The 22429-nt window shown below is 37.1% G+C and carries 17 protein-coding genes; all 17 read right to left on the reverse strand.

All coding sequences use genetic code 11. The features are described 5' to 3' along the window. Positions 1-108: 108 nt before the first annotated feature. On the reverse strand, positions 109-3429 hold the full coding sequence (locus NOV28_RS03560) for a DEAD/DEAH box helicase family protein (RefSeq protein ID WP_255927642.1): 3321 nt from the start codon (positions 3427-3429) through the stop codon (positions 109-111). Between the two features lie 162 nt (positions 3430-3591). Next, positions 3592-4098 (reverse strand): hypothetical protein, encoded by a 507-nt coding sequence (locus NOV28_RS03565; RefSeq protein WP_255927644.1) that lies wholly within the window; start codon positions 4096-4098, stop codon positions 3592-3594. A 5-nt stretch (positions 4099-4103) separates the two neighbouring features. After that, positions 4104-4772, reverse strand: a complete 669-nt coding sequence (locus NOV28_RS03570) for a DUF3800 domain-containing protein (RefSeq protein WP_255927646.1) — start codon at positions 4770-4772, stop codon at positions 4104-4106. Next, entirely contained in the window at positions 4772-6094 is a 1323-nt protein-coding gene (locus NOV28_RS03575; RefSeq protein WP_255927648.1) for a restriction endonuclease subunit S, read from the reverse strand. The genes NOV28_RS03570 and NOV28_RS03575 overlap by 1 nt, the downstream gene beginning before the upstream one ends. After that, positions 6091-8184 (reverse strand): HsdM family class I SAM-dependent methyltransferase, encoded by a 2094-nt coding sequence (locus NOV28_RS03580; protein WP_255927650.1) that lies wholly within the window; start codon positions 8182-8184, stop codon positions 6091-6093. The genes NOV28_RS03575 and NOV28_RS03580 overlap by 4 nt, the downstream gene beginning before the upstream one ends. Beyond that, positions 8174-8482 carry a helix-turn-helix domain-containing protein gene (locus NOV28_RS03585; protein WP_255927652.1) on the reverse strand — a complete coding sequence of 103 codons (309 nt, stop codon included), beginning with the start codon at positions 8480-8482 and terminating at the stop codon, positions 8174-8176. The genes NOV28_RS03580 and NOV28_RS03585 overlap by 11 nt, the downstream gene beginning before the upstream one ends. A 70-nt stretch (positions 8483-8552) precedes the next feature. Further along, a complete protein-coding gene (locus NOV28_RS03590) occupies positions 8553-10751 on the reverse strand; it encodes a DUF3987 domain-containing protein (protein ID WP_255927653.1) in 2199 nt (732 codons plus the stop codon). A 90-nt stretch (positions 10752-10841) separates the two neighbouring features. Continuing rightward, a complete protein-coding gene (locus NOV28_RS03595; RefSeq protein ID WP_124784648.1) occupies positions 10842-11135 on the reverse strand; it encodes a helix-turn-helix domain-containing protein in 294 nt (97 codons plus the stop codon). After that, positions 11132-11434 carry a helix-turn-helix domain-containing protein gene (locus NOV28_RS03600; RefSeq protein ID WP_124784649.1) on the reverse strand — a complete coding sequence of 101 codons (303 nt, stop codon included), beginning with the start codon at positions 11432-11434 and terminating at the stop codon, positions 11132-11134. Before NOV28_RS03600 ends, NOV28_RS03595 begins: the two co-directional genes overlap by 4 nt. Before the next feature lie 121 nt (positions 11435-11555). Next, a complete protein-coding gene (locus NOV28_RS03605) occupies positions 11556-12332 on the reverse strand; it encodes a hypothetical protein (RefSeq protein ID WP_255927658.1) in 777 nt (258 codons plus the stop codon). Next, a complete protein-coding gene (locus tag NOV28_RS03610; protein ID WP_124784651.1) occupies positions 12320-13009 on the reverse strand; it encodes a hypothetical protein in 690 nt (229 codons plus the stop codon). Before NOV28_RS03610 ends, NOV28_RS03605 begins: the two co-directional genes overlap by 13 nt. 10 nt (positions 13010-13019) lie before the next feature. Next, positions 13020-14126, reverse strand: a complete 1107-nt coding sequence (locus tag NOV28_RS03615; protein WP_255927662.1) for a site-specific integrase — start codon at positions 14124-14126, stop codon at positions 13020-13022. Next, positions 14123-14524, reverse strand: coding sequence for an excisionase family DNA-binding protein (locus NOV28_RS03620; protein WP_255927664.1), 402 nt, complete (start codon positions 14522-14524; stop codon positions 14123-14125). The genes NOV28_RS03615 and NOV28_RS03620 overlap by 4 nt, the downstream gene beginning before the upstream one ends. Before the next feature lie 218 nt (positions 14525-14742). Further along, positions 14743-16128 (reverse strand): tRNA uridine-5-carboxymethylaminomethyl(34) synthesis GTPase MnmE, encoded by a 1386-nt coding sequence (gene mnmE / locus NOV28_RS03625; RefSeq protein WP_255927666.1) that lies wholly within the window; start codon positions 16126-16128, stop codon positions 14743-14745. 143 nt (positions 16129-16271) lie between these two features. Next, positions 16272-18044, reverse strand: a complete 1773-nt coding sequence (locus NOV28_RS03630) for an aminopeptidase P family protein (RefSeq protein WP_255927668.1) — start codon at positions 18042-18044, stop codon at positions 16272-16274. A gap of 178 nt (positions 18045-18222) precedes the next feature. Next, the gene (locus NOV28_RS03635; protein ID WP_255927670.1) at positions 18223-19611 is read right to left on the reverse strand and encodes a tetratricopeptide repeat protein; all 1389 of its coding nucleotides are present in this window, start codon (positions 19609-19611) and stop codon (positions 18223-18225) included. Positions 19612-19639: 28 nt separating this feature from the next. Beyond that, positions 19640-22303: a DNA gyrase subunit A gene (gene gyrA, locus NOV28_RS03640; protein ID WP_255927672.1), complete on the reverse strand. Its 2664-nt coding sequence runs from the start codon at positions 22301-22303 to the stop codon at positions 19640-19642. Between the last annotated feature and the right edge of the window lie 126 nt (positions 22304-22429).

The raw sequence follows: 22429 nt of genomic DNA on the forward strand, positions 1-22429 counted from the left end.
TTTTGATGTCTATATTTAGCAATCCTGTAAATGCAAATTGGCAATACAATCTTTCAACTCTATTAGTGTTTTAAATAAAAATCCAATTTTTCATAAGGATTACTAATTTCACTTGGGCTTTTCCTCTGCTACCATCCGGAGATCGTCTCTATTGTCAGTATCATACACTATTTTCAAAGTTCGTTCGAAATCATCATATAGTTGGGTCAAGATGTCTTTGGTTTCTCGTTTGAAAAATTCCCCGAGTTCTTTGTTTCTAATCGTGAACTTGCGGTATAGTATAGAAAAGTCCTTTAATATTTCCTCCTGCGAGAATGAGCCTCCTTTCGCATTGATTTTTGCAATTAGTCTTTTTCCATCTGAATCCGACTTTAGGTATTCAAAGAATAATGTAATTTTTTCTTCAAAATCCTTGATTAAAGCTTCTATTTCTTCTTCCTCCTGATTGCGTTTTTCAATGACTCTTAAAATATTGTATTTAAACTTATTTGGTTTGTCACTATCGGTAGGTGTAGGATTCTTTGGCTTGGGTTCTTTTTCCTTTTCTTCTTTTGGAGCTACAATACCTATTCTGTTGTCAAAATATATTTCTACATCATCAATAACATCTTTGGTGACATTAATCTGGTTGTAAATGATATTGTATCTGTGCCAAAACTCCAGGAATATTTCCTCTGAATACATTTTATCCAGCTCAATAACATACTCTATTAAATTCAGAATTTTAAAATATTTTAAGACCTTAGATTTAATGAGTTTCGCTTCCTTTTCTTTCTCTCTTATAAATTTATCGAAGTCATTTTCAAGATTAACAATAACCTGAACCTCGCCTTTTCCTTCATTGTAGAGTTTAAATGCTTCGAAATGTTTTTTAAATATATCATCTGCTTGCAGGTCTTTATATATTTCCGCTAATCTTTCTTCGTCACCTAGCGGATCAAAATCTGAGACCACCACATTGCTGAAATGCTCAAATGCTGCTTTTATGTTTTTTACGTTGACGTTTTTATAAGAGAAATCAATAATCTTACAGTCATTCTTGTATTTAAGTGTCCTGTTAACTCTTGAAATAGTTTGAATGGCATTTATACCTCTTATTTCCTTATCCAGGAATAAAGTGTGCAATTTGGGTTCATCATAACCTGTCTGTAGTTTATCAACCACGATAATGATTCCGTTTTTAGCTATTTTAAAATTCTGCAGTACGCGTTCTTCACTTAAGCCTCCATTCAATCCACTGCATGACTGGTGTTCCTGACTGTCTGAGTAGATTATAAATACTGGAGCTTCAGCAAACCTTTCGTATTTGGTTTCTTTTGTGATTTCCGCAAAGTGCTTAGTAATAAACTTTTTGTATTTGATTGCTGCCGGAATAGACGATGCAGAAAGCATTGCTTTACCTGTACCACGAATTTGATGATAAATGGTTTTTACCAATCTTTCTACTATGAATTTTGAGATGGCTTCAATTCGGTCCGTATCTAAATAAATTTTCTTTTTACGGATCGCATATTTTTTACCGTACTCATCAATGCCTGTATCTGTATTATCAGGAATTGGATCATAACCTGTATCTGCCTCAAAACCTTCTAACTTATTGTCGGGAATCTCGAAAAACATCTTTGCAGATACCGGTACTATGCCTTTAATCGGATTTAAAATATAGCCATCATCAATAGCTTCTTTCATTGTATAACTGTCAAAAGGAATCCATATCTTTTCCGCTTCTGCATATCTGTTATACTCCCCAAAACGTGCTAATGTATGATCACTTGGTGTTGCTGTGAAACCAATGATTAAATTTTTCTTTGTTCGCTGGCTGATGTAATCTTTGTTATTATCAAAGCTAGCCTGTAATTCGTCGAAAACGCTGAGCATTTCTTCATGCTGCGCACCACTGTTACTCCGGTGGATTTCATCAATCAAAAATGCGATACGAAGATCAGCCAACCTTTTAACTACAGTTTCGTCTAATACTGAATTTACTGAACCGAATTTCTGCAGGTTTACGACCACAATTCTTTTATCAGAACTCAACGCCTCAATAAAACTTTTACGGTCTACCGCTTCAATGAACATGGATTTCTGAATGTTCATGTTATGCATTTTAGAATCTAACTGATCGCGCAGCTGCAGACGGTCTACGACAAGCATTACTTTGTCATAAATAAATTCGCCATCGCTCCGGAGATCCTTTAATTGCAGAGCGGTCCAGCCTATAATGTTTGACTTACCAAAACCTGCGGCATACTGGAGCAGCAAGGAATAAACATTCTTATTGTTCTGGTACTTTAATCTTTTTCCTACCAACTCTGCGATGCGAGCTTCCCCAATTCCTTTTTCGCGCAGTTCTGTCTCTAATTTTTTTATAAAATATTCAGGTTCTTTTTCATGTTCCAGAAATTCACCAACCTTTGCAAGAACTTTATCGGTACCAAACTTCTGTTTTGGGCGGGGTGAAATTAAGCGACCATCGTTGTGCTTATATTCTTTTGTTTTACCACCCTCTTTTTTGATCAGTTCCCGTTCGATAAAATTATAATACAGAATTTCTTTCTCTATCATCTTTTTATCATACAGTGCACGAAAGACCTCTTCAAAACGTGCTAATTTATCAGCTTTTGGATTAACCAGCGGATATGGTTTGAAATCTTTAATTATCTTCTTTTCGATATCCGAGAACTCATACTCTCCCCTGTTGACGGTGGTTTTTATTTCATCAAAGAACGTGGAAATATTACGGATTACGAATGTATCGGTTAAATCTGTAGCCGTGATCAGTATTGCCTTTTCAAAGATATGCAGGAAGTCTTTACGAATGGTTTGAGATATGTCGTTTTTATCCGCGATTTCTAAGTATTCCTGCGTTGCAGACAAATAATCTTTCATCACTTTATGCCTTCCGTTCTTAACCGCAGTCTGATTGTTCCAGTTGCTTTTCAGTTCGCTGTACCCTAAGTAGATTCCGTTTAAGAAAAAAGATAAATCGGGACGGAAAGAGAACCTGGTCTTTCCTTCGTGTTTGAAAACATAAGGCAACTCCTGTACGATGGTGAACACATTCTCATCAAACAGACCATCTTCCTGTAAAACACTACCACTGGGATAAAATAAGTGAAGTTTTACTCCCTCAAAAGTCACTGTCTTATTTGAATTGATGAAAACCGCCATGTTCATGGAGGATTTAATTTTTTCATCCAAGAAATCTGTAAAAGCGTCTAACAACTCTTTTTCTGAATCGAATTTCTTAAGCAGCTTTTTGTACGCAGCTTTGTTCAGTGAAGTCGCTGAGATAAAATGTTTTAAATCTTCAGTAATGAAAAATTTTGGAGAGACTGTATTAGCTTTTGCTTCCTGGTATTTTAAACCGTCTTTTCTTTCGCAAAAAAAGTTGATAAGGTATTTGTCCTGAAGGTCGAGTTCTTTCATATAGTTATTTGTGTATTTTCATACATAAAAACAAATTTGCATTTGTTAATTAAGTTTTGTTATCTTTGCACTATAGTTCATCTATCAATATTTAGTTTAATTACTAAGTCGAAAGAAGGAAATCGAAAAACGCAAGACTCAGATTCTCTGCGTTTTTTGCTTTTATAACACCTCATCTAATCTTCTCTTTTTGTATTTAGAAATTATTTTATCTCTTTGAGCATCTTTCCCAGTTAGTTTATAAGCTGTTAGTAAATAATATTCATTTATATTTCGTAAAGGTTCTAGGACAACGACATATTGTTCTTCTTTATCGTAAATATAGGTTCTTTTGCCTTCTGGTTCTAAGACAGAAAATATTAATACCTCTTTTTTACCTAATAATAAATGAAATCTAACCCAATGAAGACGTATAGCTCTGTTATTATCATATACCCTATTACGTATTTCTTTGTTTTCAATAACACAAGTAAGATGAGTAAATAGATTAGCTATTTTAATTTCACCATCTAATGGGGTTGGACAAACTTTTTTATTATTAAAATAAATATCACCTAAATCTATAAAATCCCTAGTGAAAATCCTCATCAATGATTCTTTACGTTGATGCTCATTATAAGCACCTACGTCTAGTAAATCATTATATTTTTTTAAAACATTTGTAGGCATTAGGATTACTTTAATTCTATAAAAAACAGGTTTAATTTATCTGAGTAATTGGTTGCCATTAAATTATCGTTTGAACGATTTTGAATTTTTTCTATTACTTTTACTTTAGAAGGATTTAATTTTTCTTCATTGTTATGATGATATGATATAGCCCCCATAATAAAATCAGTTAATTGAAGAATTAGACTTTCGTGCGAACGAATATTTTGTACATTATTAAAAACGCCATATTTAGTGTTTAAAATGTTTTTAAGCTTTCGTACCTTAAAGGCACTTAAGGAATCTTTAATATCTAAATAAACATTGTAGGAATATAAACTATTTATATTATGATTTAATAAGTGATAATACATTTTATAATAAAAGTCATCGTAGGATTGATTAAATGCTTCATTATTAATTTGGTCTTTTTTTACACCAACACATCTAAATTTCAGATCAGTATTGAAAAAGTATTCTACTAAATCTAAGTAAAAATGTAATTTAGATTTAGATACGCTAGTCCATTTAATTTCACCACGAAAGTTATGCTTTGTCTTAATCTCTTTAATATTTTCATTATGAAATTTAATTTGATTATAAGCACTTGTCATTGAACCTAAAAACATATAAGGTTTGTGGTCATTTTCAATATGACAACTTTCATCACAATATATATTGAATGTTTTATTCATTATTCTAAAACTTTTATTTTACCTGTTACCACGTCGTTGATTAATGTTTTGCGTAACTGTTTTAAAGTTTCTATTTGTTTGCTGATATTACCTACTATAGCATCTATGGTTGTTGTTTTATGGTCTATATAAGTAGCTATTTCCTTTTGATCTGATAAGGTCGGTGATAAGAAGATTTCAAAATCAGTTACCTTTTCCATTTTAAGGTTAATTCTTGTAAATCCTTTTCCTTCTACAATTAAACGTTGTCTGTAAATATTTGACAACAATAAATAATTCAAGAAATAAGGATTGCATTTATTTTGATTAATTCTATATCCTTTACAGAAACTATTAAGATAAGCTTCATCAATATCATCTGCCAATACAGCGGTTTTACCAATATCTCCATAACCTTCTGAACTCATTAAGAAAAACAAATCTCCTTTACGAACTTTATTTTGTCTTTCGCCAGGACCAATGGCAACAGTACCTAAATGATCTTTCTTTAAATAAGTATTATTAGCAATATTGGTAAAAGGTATAAAACCACGATTATTAGGATTATCATCCTGATTGAAATCATCACCACTTTTACCGGAAAGACCGCTGTATAATTTACCTAGATCTTTCAAGCGATATTTTTCCCAGTTTGAGGGCGTTTTAAAACCTAAATCATTGACAGATAATTTTTCATTTGAGATCCCTTGCGTTACAGCTTTTGCTATTATTGTGTTTTTTAACTTCTTATACGTTTCTATCTTTTGTTCTAAAAGCGATACTTTTTTATCTATTGCTTGGGTTTTTACATCTAAATAATTGGCGATGGCTTGTTGTTCATTTAAAGAAGGGACATAAAGTAAAAAATCATTCAGGTATTTTTTTTGTAATTCGGTTTGATTTGTTGACCCTAGTGCAAGGAGTTGATTTATTAAACTGTAATTTATCGAAAAAAAATAGTAGTAGTACTTGTTATGAATTTTAAGATTATTACCTCTTAAAATAGTTACATGACTATCTGCGATAAAATTATCGTTAAGATTTTGAACATAATATGTTTTACCAAGGACACCGCCGCCAGTAGAAGCTATTAAAATATCATCGTTTTTTAAAAGGCTTGAATTATTGAATTTACTTGTGAACCGCAAATTTTCAAGATTAAAATAGCCTTTACTAAATGTTGCTTGATTTAAAACTTTATACGGACTAGATTCCACGTAATCAGGACTTGTACCGCGACTGATATAAGAAAAAATATTTTTAGCTCTATCTATTTTCCAGTTCTTTATATTCTCACCTAACCATTCCACATTTAGATGCGGGTTCTCTTCACGTATTTTCATAGTGCCAATTCATTTTGAAGATTAGTTAATTCATTTTCTAAGCTCTCTAATTCAGACTGCAGGTCCTCAATTGGCGTTAGCTGTTCAGGCACATAGAAAATCTTATTGAAATTGATTTCAACCCCAATTACATTGTCACTGTATTCAAACGGGCGGGTAACATATTTTGCCATAAAATCGCCGATTAACCGTTGGTTTTCTTCCTCTATCGGATGGTAGGGGATAATCTCGTAATCTTTTACGGTGTCTGTGGTTAGTTCTAACGTAATCTGAATAAGTGCCTCTTTTGTTTTTGTGGCCCTTTTGTAGGCAGCTTTAATAACAATTTTACCGTTGCCTAGTTCAGTAGTAGCATTATCCACTTGCTCTACAATGGTTTCTTTATCTACATCGTAGCTGTAAATAGCTTTTGGCGTATGGATTTTAAGATTCGATTCTCTGTAATCTATGCTATTGATTAATTCTTTTACCTCTTGATTGAAATATTCTTCTAAGCTACTGTAAGAGGCTTTGTCAAATGCTGTAATTTCAAAATCGGTTAATTCAATTAATTCACCATCTAAGTTTACGAATTCTACTTTTACAGGATTTAGTTTAATGGATTTTTCCTCAACAGTTTCGCCAGCTTTATTAGTTTTAGTAGGCATTTGTATTGTCTTACCATTTTTGTCTACATTGGTTAATTTAATAGATTGCTTATTGTAATAAAAATGCCACTTATCGAAAACTTTTGCTATTTCTTTAGCTTCCAGTTCTACATCTTCAAAATTGGCAAATGCATCTACAATCGCCTGGCGGTTCTCCGCATTCATTTGACGGCGTTTTTTACCTTTGGATTTCTTTAATAATTCCCATTGGTTGCTACCATCAATCAGGATCACTTTATCTTTACGTTCTGCAGGTTTATTTTTATTGAATACCCACAAGTAGGTATAAATTCCTGTATTGAAGAACTCGTCTTGAGGCATTTGAATTAAAGCTTCTACCCAATCATTGTCAAAGAAATGTTTTCGGATATTGCTTTCACCAGAACCAGCATCACCGGAGAATAATGTAGAACCATTATGAACGATTACTCCAAAACCATTGTGATCATCTAACTTAGATAAAATATGTTGTGTAAAGAGGAACTGACCGTCTGATATTGAAGGAAGGGCAACAAAACGGCCCGTTTCGTCCTTCTTCACATCAGATTCATATCCCTTCCAATCTACCCCATAAGGAGGATTTGCCACTGCGATGTTGAAGGTTTTATCGAAGAACTTTCCTGTCTCTGTAATGGTATTGCCATATTCAATTTCGGTATCCTTACGGAAACGGCTTTCAATTTTAGCCAAGGCAAAGAGCGTATCATTCCATTCCTGGCCGTACGTTGCCGTAGGACGGTTAGAAATTTCCTGTATTTTGTCTTCTACCCCAAACAGTAAGTTTCCTCCGCCACAGGTCGCATCGTAAATCGTCAGGAAATCATTGTTATCCTCTATTTTTGTCGCAATTAATTCTGAAATCAGTGCAATAATATCATCTGGTGTGTACTGTTCCCCAGCAGTTTCTGCGGAAATATCGGCCCACTTGCGTTTAATGTGTTCTTCTAATGTCGTTATCTCAGAGTTATTAAAAGGAAGTAAATCAATCTCGCTCCATGCTTTAATGGTGTCGAAATGAATACGTTTTTTTTTCAACAAGCCATAAACACCGGTTATATCCAGGAAGCGTTCTTCTTCGTTTCCTTTATCTACCCCTAAAAGGTATTTTGTTTCGGCATCGAAGGCTTTAAGATAAGCGTCGAAATCGGAGTCAAATGTTTTGTCGTTTTGGCAAATATCTTTTAAGGTAATTCCTTTTCGGATAACATAATCGTTGTAACCCAATCCCTCTAATTGAAATATTTCAAGAAAGTCTTCCATATTTTCCTTCCCCTCCTCGGCTTCAATTCTTTTGCTTTCGCGTATTAATCTGCTCTCTACCATTACCAGGGCAAAGAAGGGCATCATGAATTTCGGAAAATCGCTTTGTTTAATTCCTGCGCCAATTAATAGATCGGCTGTCTTCCAGATGTCGGATTCGTATTTAAGTATGTTAATGCTCATTATTCAGTTTAGTGTGTGTATAATTCAAGGCTTTTAGTCCTAATGGTTCGTCTTTTATAATATTTCTTATTTTATCTGCCAGCCATAGAAGCTGCAACATATCTTCGTCAATTTCAAAAAAGGCACTTAGTTTTTTCAGATGCTCCCTGTTGATGGGTTTTTCATTATTTTCTACCTTGCTGATTAAAGCTCCATCAACCTCAATGACTGCACCGACTTCTCGCTGCATCAGGTTATTCTCCTCCCTTAATTGCCGGAGCATTTCGCCAAGAGTTTGGTAATTGGTTTGGTTTTTCATTTTATGAAGTGTTTCCATTTAAGGACTTGTCCAAATTTGGGTAAATATACTAAGTTTATGTTTACTTTGTTCATGATAATTTGACTTTTTTATAAAACCCATCTTTAATTTTCTCCAGTACATCGGGTACCAATTTACTGAGGAGATCATCTACTGTCCGTTCTTTTAGACTTAGTTTTAAACCCTCTTCCACTGCCTGTTTTCTTTGAAATGTAGCTGGCAAAAGATCAATTAGTTTCTGTTTATTACCAGTCGGTTTGTATTTTATATTATGGTCTTCCCCTGAAAGATTATTAAACATCAACATCGAATGGTTGATGTAAGTTTTACTTAGAAGGATTGCAGAAGCAAAGTCCTGATCTGAACAGTACACTATTTTTGATGTATCGCCATCGTCGAATTTCCGACAAGCTGAGAAGAGCATACAGATCCGGAAAGTAATCAAGCCCAAACGGTACACTACCCCAGCAGTATCATCGGTATTGAACAAAATTGTCTTGTGCAAGAGATATGCGAATTCTCTATTAAAGTTTTGCCACTGCTCTTTTGTCAGCTGCACTTCAGACGGATAATTCTCCAGCATTTCTGCCATCAACAGTACTTCGTCTGAAAGCATGCTGAAATGATCATCGAACACAATCCCATTCTCCTTTGGTGCGGGGCTTTTCCATTCAATAGGACTTCGGAAAGCATAGAACATAAAACGACTGAACAAGCCATCTTCCGCTGAGCCAATAAGGCGCGGGACCTGAGCTGGAGTACCTGACAGACAAATTGAGATTTTCGGTTCCTGAATTTCTAGCACTTCGTTTCCAGTTTTTCGTGCTACAGACACCTTCTCGTGATGGAATGAACTCCTCATGATGGGTGAATAATTTCCCCAATCCTGTTTATGTGCGCCAGCCATTGTATCAGCTTCAGTTTCGCAGATAATTCCACTGCCGTCGTTATCGTTAATCATTTTAATCACCATTGCCTGACTCGTATTTCCCGGAATGAATATTCTTTTGAAGGGAGGTTCTTCAGGTTTCTCGGGCGGTTCCTCATCTTTTTTGAGTTTTGCGCAAGTCGCTTTATATCGTAATAATTCAGATTCATATTCTGCTCTTATTGCCTTTGACTGCTCGTTCAGTTTATTGTGGTATTTGTCTGCCAAACGTTTAGCATTTTTCAACACGCCCTTTCCATTTGCAGCAGGTGCAATTATGAATGAAAAAAGATTAGGGTACACCCTATCCTGATGGTATATACCGCTTACACCAGGAAGGCAACCGCTGAGTATGGTAATAGCACAGGTAAGGAATACATCCCGTTTCCTCGGTTCATCTTCAAATGCTTCTGCACCTTTCTTAAGGATCGATGGAAGGTTTTCATATACCAAGTCTGGGATATGCGGCATAGACATAAGTACATCCGGTGACAGAGAATCTGTGTTTAAATCTGCAGACTTTGCAAAGTCTGCAATCCCTGCAATATTTGGGGTGTTGGGATATTTGCCGAAATCACTAACGTTGTGCTCATAAACTCCTTTTACTGTTGCTTCCACTTCTTTAGCATCCAGATTAAAAGTCATCAAGATGCGTGACTGGGTAAAGTCTGCGGACAATCCGGACCTATTGCAATTACAAGCTAAAAGATGAATGTAATTGTTGCGGCTTCCATTTGCATAAGTTGCTTTTTGGTTGGTAAATTCTACAATACCATTAAAAATCTCATCATCCGTTTTCGCAAGAACTGTTTCTTTTGGAACAGCTATTTCCTGTGAAACCTGAAAAACTTCTGCATCAGTATTGTAATATGCTTCAGGATCATAAGACATGAAACATAATCGTGAACAGTCTTTTCCGGACGGATCTACTTCTTCATTCAGCACCTGCGCATAATAATCTGCTACCTGCTGAAAAGCCAAACCATGAGCTTCAAGTTCGGTATTTACTTTAACAATGATTTTCAAACCGGTTCCACGTGGGCTTATGAATGCGGCTAAAGTGTAAGGAGCCAATGTAGCCCTGTCCTTTGCTTCCTGCAGATGGTCTGGGGAAATATCGTCGAAGTCGAGAATAACACACCGGTTGTATTCTGAAATGGCATTTATTCTCCGCTGCTCTTTAAAAACGCCAGATGCCGTAAAAGCCATAAGACTTTTTTTCAGTTTATCGGCTTCCTCTTTTCCCTTTTCGGTATTTGTTTTTCTGATTTCTTCGACCTGCTTTTTATAGCTGCCGTTTCGGATCTCGTCGATACAATCCTGAATTGTAACATGCTTCACTATTTCGGTGAACTTGCGGAATAAGGTAACATTATGACGTACCTCTTCTTCAGCAAACAGATTATAAGTACCTTCCATCAGTTTTCGGTGTTAGGTTGCAGATTTGGATGAGCCTGCCTGAACTTTGTATTTTTGGAGTAAGTCCAAAACATCGGCAAGCCTGTAATAGATTTTATTGCCCACCTGCGAGTATGAGATCATCTCTTCGGTTCGCCAATAAGCAGCGGTTCTTTTGCTTACATTCATAATATTGAGAAACTCCTGATTGTCGTACCAAATTTCTTCAGGCTGTGTTCTCTGGCTTTGCTTCAATTCTAAGGAAATCCGATCTAATCTGTTGAGAATCTCCTTTACCTCTTCTTCGGAAAATCTATAGAAACTCATGATCTGCGTTTATTTCGGATTAGGTAATTTGCTGCAGCTGTTTCAATATCCTCGGCGGTTTCCTGCCGGTTTCGCATTAACCATTCATCAATTTCCTGGCGACGGAAATAGAGTTTTTTCCCCTGTGGGCAAAAATGCGGGATCTGTTTTTGGGAAGTTAGTTTGTAGAGGTGCGATGCGCTAATGTCTAAATATTTGCATGCATCGTTGAAGTTGATTACTTCTTTTTGAAGAAGGTTTTGCTCGTCGATTTTCTGTTCGATCTGACTGAGCTTTTGTAAGATTTGTTCTGCTTCCATTTTTTTGGGTTTAATTGGTTAAACTTGAAATCTGGAAGCAAAGTAATGCAGGATATGAAGGCTGCGGTAGTTGCAGAGGGTTGCGCAACCCCATGAAAAAACCTCTGTTTATAGGGGTTTATCACAATAAATTTTCTTTGTCTTTTTTTGCTTTTTGCATGAAGTGGGTGAATTTTTCCTGCCAGAAATCTACTGCATTAAAGTCGGGAGTGTCGAACGCATTTTTTATTGAATTGGCGCTGATGTCTTCTTTCTGTTTTGAGGAAAAGCTTTCAGAAATGAAATTAAAGATGTCGGTTTTCTGGCGGGCTTCGATAATCCCTTCGTCATGTAGTGCGCGGAACAGATAGGCAATTTCTTTTACCGTGAGGTTGGTTTTGAGTTTTTGTTTTGGCTGCGGGTTGTTCTGTATACTGAAATCGGCGAAGGAACCGAGATACCCTTTTTTGAAATCATCAAGGGCCTGTTTTGTCGCTTCTTCAAAAAGGTGAAAGTGTTTTTCGTACCATTTGAATACGTGAGTAAAATATTTAGTCTCGTACTCTGACATTTTTGAATGATGATCGGGTTCCGGATTAGGATACCAATAGTCCTTATAATACTGTTCTTTCAGTGCTTCAAATCGTAATGCGGGATTATGGGTTTTGAACTGACTTAAGGAAACCGTAAGGTATTTATTGATTTCGTTGTTATTGAGGTGCTGAGTCCGCTTGTAAATAGTTTGCACAAACTCGCTTAATAATGGACCTTCCATAAACCTTTTGAAATAGTGAGGATCAAAAGTGTTTTCTAGCCAGAAATCATTTAATTTTCTTTTATACTCCACCGCTTCTATTGAAACTCTGAGTTCTAGTTCTTCTACTAAATAAATGTGAGGTGCTTCCATTATTTTTTCCATTCTATTTTATCACTGTCTCTGTGCGCTTTGGTCAACTGTAACATCTGCAGGAGATCTTCGCGGATTTTTTCTATTGTTGCCGGTGATGGATCATAGCTTTTGTTCCGGATGCTATTTGATGAGATTTGCTTTTTGTCTTTGCTTTGGAAACTGGAAGCGATAAAGTCAAAAAATTTAGTTTTCTGATTTTTATCCAGGATAAATATTCCCTGCTCAATGGAAAGTTTAAAAAAATAGGCAAGTTCTTCGACGGTGTAGCTGGATTTGAAAGACGCTTTAGGACTTGGATCCTGGGCTGTTTCAAATGAGAAATTATTGATCACGGATAATAATTCGTCGATGTATTTAATCTTTAGATTATTGATTTCAAGTATTTGCTCCGGTTCGATAATACCTTCAAAATTTTCGTTTGCAACATCGAACTTTAAACCAAAGTCTGCTTCAGCAAGATCTTCTCTGCTTGTTTCCAACTTAGATTTTATTCTATTAATGGCAATGTCTTCACCATTGATAAACATCGTGAAAATATGCTTTTTCAATTCTGCGATTTCGTTAAACAGATTCTGATTGACTTCGTCATAATCTTTTAACTGAATGGTTTTGTTATCGACATCGACGATGAAATCCAGATTGTGGTTTTTGAAAATATATTCTACCAAAGCATTGTGTCTATCCATCGGTATTCACTTATAAGTTTATTTTAATTTTATTGGCTGCCGCGACTTTTTTCTCATTGATCACCTTTGCATAAATCTCGGTCGTTGATAGATTCTTATGGCCCAGAAGTTTTGAGACCGTGTAAATGTCGGTACCCAAAGAAATCTGCAGCGTAGCATAGGTATGCCTGGCGCAATGGAAGGTTATATGCTTGTGAATCCCCGCATCAGTCAGCCAATCTTTGAGATAGGTTTTGTTCCAGTTTCCGTACTGTAGCCCTGAGAATACTTTTACATCCGGCGCTTTCTGTTCCCCTAAAAGCGCTCTTGCTTCCTCAGCAATCGGCAATGTTTCCGCTCCGCTCGTTTTCTTTTGGCGGAACCGGATAAAATTACCTAAATTTTCTGAATGCTGGATTTCGGACCATTTGAGTTTTTCGATGTCGGACCACCTTAAACCCGTAAGGCAGGAAAATAAAAACATCTTTTTCAGGGTTTCATTCCTGCAATGGGTGTTTGCTAATTTCTGAACTTCTTCCAGGGTAAGGAATTCACGCTGCACATCGTCCTGCCTGAAAGGCTCGACATAATCTGCGGGGTTTGACTGCAAGAGTCCTTCTTTTACCGCCTGTTTCAGTGCTGCACGTAGTTTGTTGAAATAGTTGTATTTGGTGTTTAAGGAAATCGGTTCGCCAGTTTTGGTTTTGGCTTGGGTATTTAGGTAATCTTTAAATCCTTGTACCCATTCACGGTTAAGTCGCTCGAAACTTACCTCTTTGGGGTCGTATTCTTTCAGCATGATCCGTACAGCATTCCAGTTTCCATAGTTTCCGAGACTTTCGTTTTTCTTTTCTGTTAAGACATCAAAGAATTCATAGAATTTACCTTTCTGCTTTTCTTTATCGCGGAATCCAAAAACTTTGTTCTGAGCTTCAAGATGTTTTTTGCTTCGAATATGTTCTGCCAGATCGAGGATCTTTTTGTTTTCGTCTTTCTGTGCTTTGCTTAAAGAACCTTTTTCCGGGGGTGGCGTCAGATACAGACCTAAATACTCATATTCCCTTTTTCCTTTGTCATAGATATCCAGATAAAGAGAAATTTTATTTCCTTTCTTGCGTTGCCTTAATGTTACTTTCATTTTCCATCAGTTTTAAAAAGGTTATCTATTTCGGATCGTTGTATAATTGTTCTGCGGCCAAGTTTGGCTGCATTCAGAACGTTTCTTTGCACGAGTCTTTGAATGGTCCACCGGCTTGCTCCAAGAAGCTCTGCTGCTTCCTGAACACTTAGGAATTCTTTGTTTTTGAGATTGAATACAGGTTGAAGGGTTTGCAGACTTTGCAAAGTTTGCGGTTTTGCATCATTTGCAGTATTAATCTGTTCAGTGAGTGCCTGCTGAATCTTTTCTTCTTTCTTCCGCAGTTTGTAGGCGCGTTTCGCACAGTTGTCTCCACAATATCTTGTGGTGGTCGTCTGTGCTACAAATGCCTGCCCGCAATGCTGACAGTGTTTTGGAATTTGGATTCTGGTTTTCATCTTGGTGCCAGATGGTGCTGTTTGTAGCTGTGTGGTGCTGCATGGTGCAGGAACTCGCCACTTTGAATTTGTTATGCTTTTGGGCAACAAATTTGTTGCTTGAGCAACATCTGGGCAACAAATATACACGAAAAAACACTACCAGGCAACAAATAATAGAAGAATCTTAATTTTTAACTACTACAAAGACAAGCGGTTAGAAAATAAGAGAAGGGTAACTATTTGCCGATACAAAACTTAGAAAAAATATTTCCTAAAACTTCATCGTTGGTGAATTCACCGGAGATTTCGCCGAGGTATTCGAGGGCGTTGCGAAGTTCATAGGCCAAGAGTTCGGTGGAGATTTTGGTGTGTACCGCTTCTTCTACTTTCTGAACGGATTCCAGGGATTTTTGCAAGGCCTGAAAGTGTCGCTGATTGGTAATTACCACATTGTTTTCTTCGGTTTTGAGCTCTTCAACGTAAGAGGAAAGCTCGTTTTTCAGATCTTGGAGGTTTTGGTTTTCGAGTGCTGATATTTTGATGAAATCAAATTCTTGTGGAATTTCTTTTCTTAGCAAAGCTTCCATTTTTTCGTGTTGTGATGGTATTACTTCATCAATTTTGGTCGCGCAAATGATGAGTTTTAAATCGTCACGAAGCAACGGCTTAATCATCAATAAATCTTCGGTAAAATCATTGGTTGCCGAATCGATGAGGTAAATCAGGATTTCCGCCTGCTCCACTTTTTCAATGGCTTTTTTCACCCCAATTTTCTCGATTTCATCGGTAGTTTCCCTTAAACCAGCGGTATCAATCAGCCGGAAAGCATTTCCTTTAATGTGCAACAATTCTTCGATCGTGTCGCGGGTAGTTCCTGCGATATTGCTTACAATCGCGCGTTCTTCTTTGAGTAAAGCATTGAGCAAAGTAGATTTTCCGGCATTGGGTTTTCCTAAAATCGCCACCGCTACTCCATTTTTCACTGCATTTCCGTACTGGAAGCTTTCGATCAACGATCTTAATTTTTCTTCAATTCTTTTTAAAAGTCCGATCAGCGCTGTTCTATCGGCAAATTCAACATCTTCTTCCGCAAAGTCGAGTTCGAGTTCAATTAATGAAACAAAATTGAGCAAATCGGTTCTTAGGATTGAAATTTCATTGGTAATTCCACCTTTCAATTGATTGATCGCTACTTTTCGGGAAGCTTCATTTTCACTGGCAATCATATCGGCAATCGCTTCTGCTTGTGAAAGATCAATTCTTCCGTTCATGAACGCACGCATCGTAAATTCGCCGGCTTTCGCCATTCTCGCTCCGTTTTTAATTAAAACTTCCAATATTCTTTTCCCAATAAAAGGCGAACCATGGAAGGAAATTTCAACCACATTTTCGGTAGTGAAAGTCTTTGGAGCCAAAAAAACAGAAACCATAATCTCATCGATGATTTCTTCGCCATCCACGATGTAACCGTAATGTACGGTGTGGCTTTTCTGTTTTTCGAGGTTTTTACCTTTGAATGATTTTTGAGCAATACTTACCGCTTCATCCCCAGAAAGACGGATGATTCCGAGTGCTCCAATTCCGTTGGCAGTCGCCAATGCGCAAATCGTGTCTTTGTTCATGGTGCAAATTTAAGCAAAACTTCCCGACCTGTTTCTTTCTATTGCGAAGGTTTATTTCTGATGAGATTTTTCTTTAACCATCATTATTTGAAAATAAAAAAAGTGCAACGATTGCTGCACTTTCAAGATAATTTAAAATTTAATTAAAGCGGTTTTACCAATTCTAAAAACCATTCTTTCACTTCGCCTTCCAAATCGTCGGCTAATTTCTCTTTACACCAATCGTGGTAAGCATTTAACCAATTTCTTTCAGGTTCTGTAAGCAAAGAAATTTCAATCACATTACGGTCAAATGGACAAATGGTGAGGGTTTCGAATTCATAAAAAGTTCCGAATTCGGTTTGTTCCACTTCTTTTACGGCAATCAGATTTTCGTGACGAATTCCGTAGTGGTTTTCCCAATAAAATCCAGGTTCATTTGAAATCACCATTCCAGGAATCAACTCTTGGAAATTCATGTCTTTACGGATGTTTTGAGGGCCTTCATGTACGTTCATGAAACTTCCAACACCGTGTCCGGTACCGTGGTTATAATCTTTTCCTTCTTTCCAAAGTGCAAGTCTCGCAAAAGCATCCAACTGAACGCCGCGAGTTCCTTTAGGAAATTTCACCATCGATAGCTGAATCATTCCTTTGAGAGCTAAAGTACAATTGTGCTTAAATTCATCAGTCACCGCGCCTAAAGCCAAAGTTCTAGTAATATCGGTAGTTCCTTCCAAATATTGACCTCCAGAATCCACTAAAATAGAAGAATTATTCGTCACCTCTTTGCTGCCTTCTTTCGGAGCTGAATAGTGCATAATGGCTCCGTTTTCCACATAACCAACGATGCTTCCGAAGCTTTCGCCTACGAAGTTTTTGCCCTCTTTTCTGAAACCATAAAGTTTTTCACCAATGGAATATTCGTTCATCGGTTCTTTTCCCGCTTGATGAGTGAGCCAATAAAGGAATTTCACCATCGCTACTCCATCGCGCTGCATCACCGTGCGGAAACCTTGCAATTCGGTTTCATTTTTAATGGCTTTCATTAAATTTCCAGGAACAGGTGCTTTGATGAACGTATTTTTCTCTTTTAAAGCTTCAAAAATCGATTGATTGCTGTTCGGGGAAACCAATACTTTTTCATTTTGAATTGCTTGAAGTTCGGTGTAGAAATCCTCATAAGGCAACATTTTTACCTGAGAATCATCCATTTGTTTTCTGGCATCAGCATCTAGTTTTTCTAAGTCTACAAAGAGTTTTGCTTCGTTTTTGGTGAGTAAAATATAACCTAAAAATACAGGATTCGATTGTACATCGCTTCCGCGTAAGTTTAAAGTCCATGCGACATCATCCAAACTTGAAATAACATGAACAGAAGCTTGATATTCTTCCATTTTCTGACGAATATCCGATAGTTTTTGAGAAACTGATTTTCCGGCTCTTTCCACAGGATGCACAAAAACCGGATTCTTCTGAGCACCAGTATTTCTGTCAGTCCAAACATCTTTTAATAAAGGCAAATCAATTAATTCAATATTTTTTTGGGAAAGTTTTTGCTGAAGATCTTCCCAGTTTGCATGTGAAGTTGCGACTGCATTTACGGCTACTTTTCCGCCATTTAGAAGTTGCGCGATAATCCAGTCGATATATTCCGGAGTGTTTTCTTCACCCATTTTCATCAGTTCGATTCCCGAACCTTTGAGTTCTGCTGCAGCCTGCACAAAATATCTTCCATCGGTCCACAAACCTGCTTTATCCTTCGTGAAAACTACAAAACCCGCCGAACCTGTAAATCCGGAAATCCAGCTGCGTTCTTGCCATTCTTTGGGCAAATATTCGCTCATGTGTGGATCTGCAGAATAAACGATGAAGGCATCGATGTTGTTTTCTGTCATTTTCTGGCGCAATGCCGATATTTTTTCTAATGAAGTCATAATCGCTAAATTTTGCGTGAATTTACGAAGAAAATGAGAATTGAAGGTGGATTTAAGACTTAAATTTTTCCTAAAATAAAGTATCCATCAGAAAATTCTTAGCTTTTAAACCAAAAAAAAGTGTACCGAAACCAAGTTCAGTACACTTTATATTAATTGATTAAAAAACTGTTTCGGATTATTTTCCGGCAGCTTTCATTGCAGCTTCTTTTGCTTTGAATTCTTGGAATTTAGCATCCTTTTTATTGGATAAATAAAGACCTTTCAACAAAGTAACCGCATCGATACTTTCTGAATCGTTTTCGTACCATTTTTCAGCGTACGGAAGTGCTGCAGCTAATCTTGCTCTTCTTGCTTCGATGATTTTGTTGGCAGCCTCAGTTTTACCTGCTTTTTTTGCAGCGTTGTATTCATCAATCGCTTTAGCATCATCACCCATTGTTACATAGGTAAGGTTTTGCCAAGCTTGCGCAAAATTAGGTTTCAACTCAACTGCTTTTTTGTAAGAAGCGATGGCATCATTCACTGTAGCTGGATCTTTACTTTGAAGCACACCAAGGTTGTACCAGTTGTTTGCATCTGTTGGGTTTTTCTCAGTCTGAACTTTTAGGTTCTTCACAAACTCATCCATTTTTCCGGATTTGTAATAAGCGGTACCTTGAAGTTCTGAAAGTTTAGCACTTGCAGGGAATTTCTTCAATCCTTTATCAATTAATGCCAAAGCATCATCAGTTTTACCTGCTTCGATCAACAAAGCTGCATTGGTTTCATACAATTCTTTCTCAATGCTTGGTGATGTTTCGGATTTGAAATCGGTATAATCGGAAGCAGCTCCCATTTTTTTATACAAATCCCATGAAGTTTTATCTAAAGCATCTTCAGCACCAGTTTTTTTGTTTTTTGCAACATAAGTAGTGTTCACTCCGGTGTAACCAGACTCGATCAAATCGTTGTAAACAGCGATTGCTTCATCTTTTTTATCACCCAAAGCATAGTTAAGCCCTGAATAATAAAGATATTGTTTGTTATCTTGACCACCTGCTTTCAACAAGTCGTACACTTCTTTGAATTTAGGAGCTGCAGTTGCGTAATTTTTAGCATTATACGCATCCATTGCGGCTTTATTGGCTGCATCGATCAATGGATTGATGGTGTTACCAATTTTCCCGGTTAAAGTTGTAGAGTAAGCTTCTTCTTTCAAACCTTGAATTCCGGATTGGTCAGCAGCTGCTTTTCCAACGAAATATACTTTGTTTTTAGAAGCATCTTTTCCGGTATAAATTTTATTTTTACCCAAGTCGCTCATTTTGGCAAGATAAGTTGCACCATCGGCGTTTTTGCCAGATTTCAAAAGTGCTAAACCTTTTGCATAGTAATATTGCTCCTGAACGGAAGGCTCCAACAAATGGGTTTTCCCTGCCATTACCGATTCAGCTGCTGAGATCTGCGCATTGGCAGTTGCAACATCTCCCGCATCAATTGCTTTCACAGCTGCTGCGATTTCTTTCTTTTGTGCAAATGCAATGGTTGCTGAAACGAGTGCAATGCTTAAAAATATTTTTTTCATGATATTTAAATTAAAAAAATGGTTGGTATTATTCTGATTCCTCGGAATCATTTTCATCTTCTATTTTTTTGTTTTCTTCTGCTTCTTGATCTTCAATTTTTTTCAGATATTCGGCATCACCCATGTTGCTGATGGAATTATCGCCGGTTTGCGGAGCATCTTTAAACTCAGGAAGAACCGCATCTACCGCTCCTGGAAGATCAGCTTCCGGGTTTTCGGTTTCTTCGACTTCTTCTACATCTTTATCCATTTCCACTTTGGCGATGGCCGCGATAGAGTCGTTGTTTTTAAGGTTGATGACTTTCACCCCTTGAGTATTTCTACCCATCACACGCATTTCGTTCATTCCCATTCTAATCGCAACACCGGATTTATTGATGATCATTAATCCATCTTCATCGGTTACGTTTTGGATAGCAATCAAATTACCTGTTTTTTCGGTAATATTTAAAGTGATTACACCTTTTCCTCCACGGTTGGTAACACGGTAATCTTCCACTGCGGTACGTTTACCATATCCGTTCTCGGAAACCACCAAAACGGTTTCATTCTGCACATCGTTCACAACAATCATACCAATAACTTCATCGTTGTCTTCCAAGGAGATTCCACGAACACCGATAGATCCTCTTCCTACTGCTCTTGCCTTTTCTTCAGGGAAACGGATACATTTACCGTTTTTGGTAGCAATCATAATCTCGGAATTACCGTTGGTTAATCTTGCTCCTAATAATTGGTCATTATCTCGGATTTCAATTGCATTTACCCCGTTTGTTCTTGGTCTTGAATACGCTTCCAAAGAAGTTTTTTTGATGGTACCGTTCTTGGTAATCATCACCACATTCATTTGGTTGATATAATCGACGTCTTTCAAATCATTGGTTCGGATGTAAGCTTTAATTTTATCATCCGGTTCAATGTTGATCAAGTTTTGAACGGCTCTTCCTTTTGCGGTTTTAGAACCTTCAGGAATTTCAAATACTCTTAACCAGAAACATTTTCCTTTTTCAGTAAAGAACAACATGTACTGGTGATTGGTCGCCGCCACGATGTATTCAAGGAAATCTTCGTCTCTGGTCGTTGCAGCACGGTTTCCTACGCCGCCTCTACTTTGAACTTTATATTCGGAAAGTGAAGTTCTTTTGATATAACCAGCGTGAGAAATGGTAAGAACCACTTTTTCATCAGGAATAAGGTCTTCAATTGACATTTCGCCACCTGAATAATCGATTTCCGAACGTCTTTCGTCGCCGTATTTTTCTTTAATTTCTAATAATTCGGTTTTGATGATCTCAAAACGTCTTCCTTCATTCGATAAAATATCTTCGTAATCTTTAATCAAATTCATGATTTCTTCATACTCCGCACGGATTTTGTCGAGCTCCATTCCGGTCAATCTCGCCAATCTTAAATCCAAGATAGCTTGAGCTTGAAGTTCAGAAAGATCAAATTCTTTCATCAAACCTTCTTTCGCTTCCGCCGGATTCGAACTGTGACGAATGATAGCAATAGCTTTATCCAAGTCATCCTGAGTTCCGATTACCTTCATGAAACCTTCAAGAATATGCGCTCTTTCTTTGGCTTTTCTGAGTTCGTATTCGGTTCTTCTTACTATGATTACATGTCGGTGATCTACGAAATGATGGATGATATCCTTTAAATTCAACTGCTCCGGTCTTCCTTTTACCAATGCGATGTTATTCACACTGAAAGAAGTTTGAAGCGAAGTATATTTATAAAGCATGTTGAGAACAACATTCGGAATTGCATCGTTTTTCAATTCGTAAACGATTCTTAAACCACGACGGTCAGATTCATCACGGATTTCATAGATTCCTGGGATTTTTTCGTCTTTTACGAGTTCGGCTGTTCTCGCGATCATTTCGGCTTTGTTCACCTGATAAGGGATTTCCGTAATGATAATCGCGTTTCTGTTGCCTACTTCTTCGAAATTCACTTTAGCACGAAGAACAATTCGTCCTCTTCCAGTATGGAAAGCATCACGAACGCCGTCGTAACCATAAATAATACCACCAGTTGGGAAATCCGGAGCGATGATGTGCTTCATCAACTCATCAATTGTAATATCTCTATTATCAATATAAGCTACGATAGCATCAATACTCTCAGAAAGGTTATGAGGAGCCATATTGGTCGCCATACCTACTGCGATACCCGATGCACCATTGACCAAAAGATTAGGCACTTTTGTAGGCATTACGGAAGGCTCCGTCATGGAATCATCGAAGTTGTTTTGGAAATCTACTGTTTCTTTATCTAAATCAGCAAGAATTTCATCGGAAATCTTTTTCAATCGAGCTTCCGTGTAACGCATTGCTGCAGGCGGATCACCATCCATTGAACCAAAGTTACCTTGCCCGTCAACTTGCGGATAACGCAAACTCCATGGTTGTGCCATTCTCACCATCGCATCATAAACCGAGGAGTCCCCGTGTGGATGGTATTTACCAAGTACATCCCCAACAATTCTGGCAGATTTAAGGTATTTTCTGTTTGAAAAAACACCTAATCCGTACATACCGTATAAAACTCTTCTGTGAACAGGCTTCAAGCCATCTCTTACATCGGGTAACGCTCTGGAAACAATTACCGACATCGAATAATCGATATAAGAGGATTTCATTTCATCAACAATGTTGATAGGTATTAACCTTTCTCCTTCTTTATGCATAATATTTTTTAATAAAATGAAAATCAAACAGTTATAAAACCGCTTGATCATTCTTATTTTTCTAATTTTAAGAACGGGCTAATTTACGAAAATTTTAGCGATTTTTGCGCAGAATTTATCAACAAA

The organism is Kaistella montana, from assembly GCF_024436175.1.
In the GTDB taxonomy this organism is placed as follows: domain Bacteria; phylum Bacteroidota; class Bacteroidia; order Flavobacteriales; family Weeksellaceae; genus Kaistella; species Kaistella montana.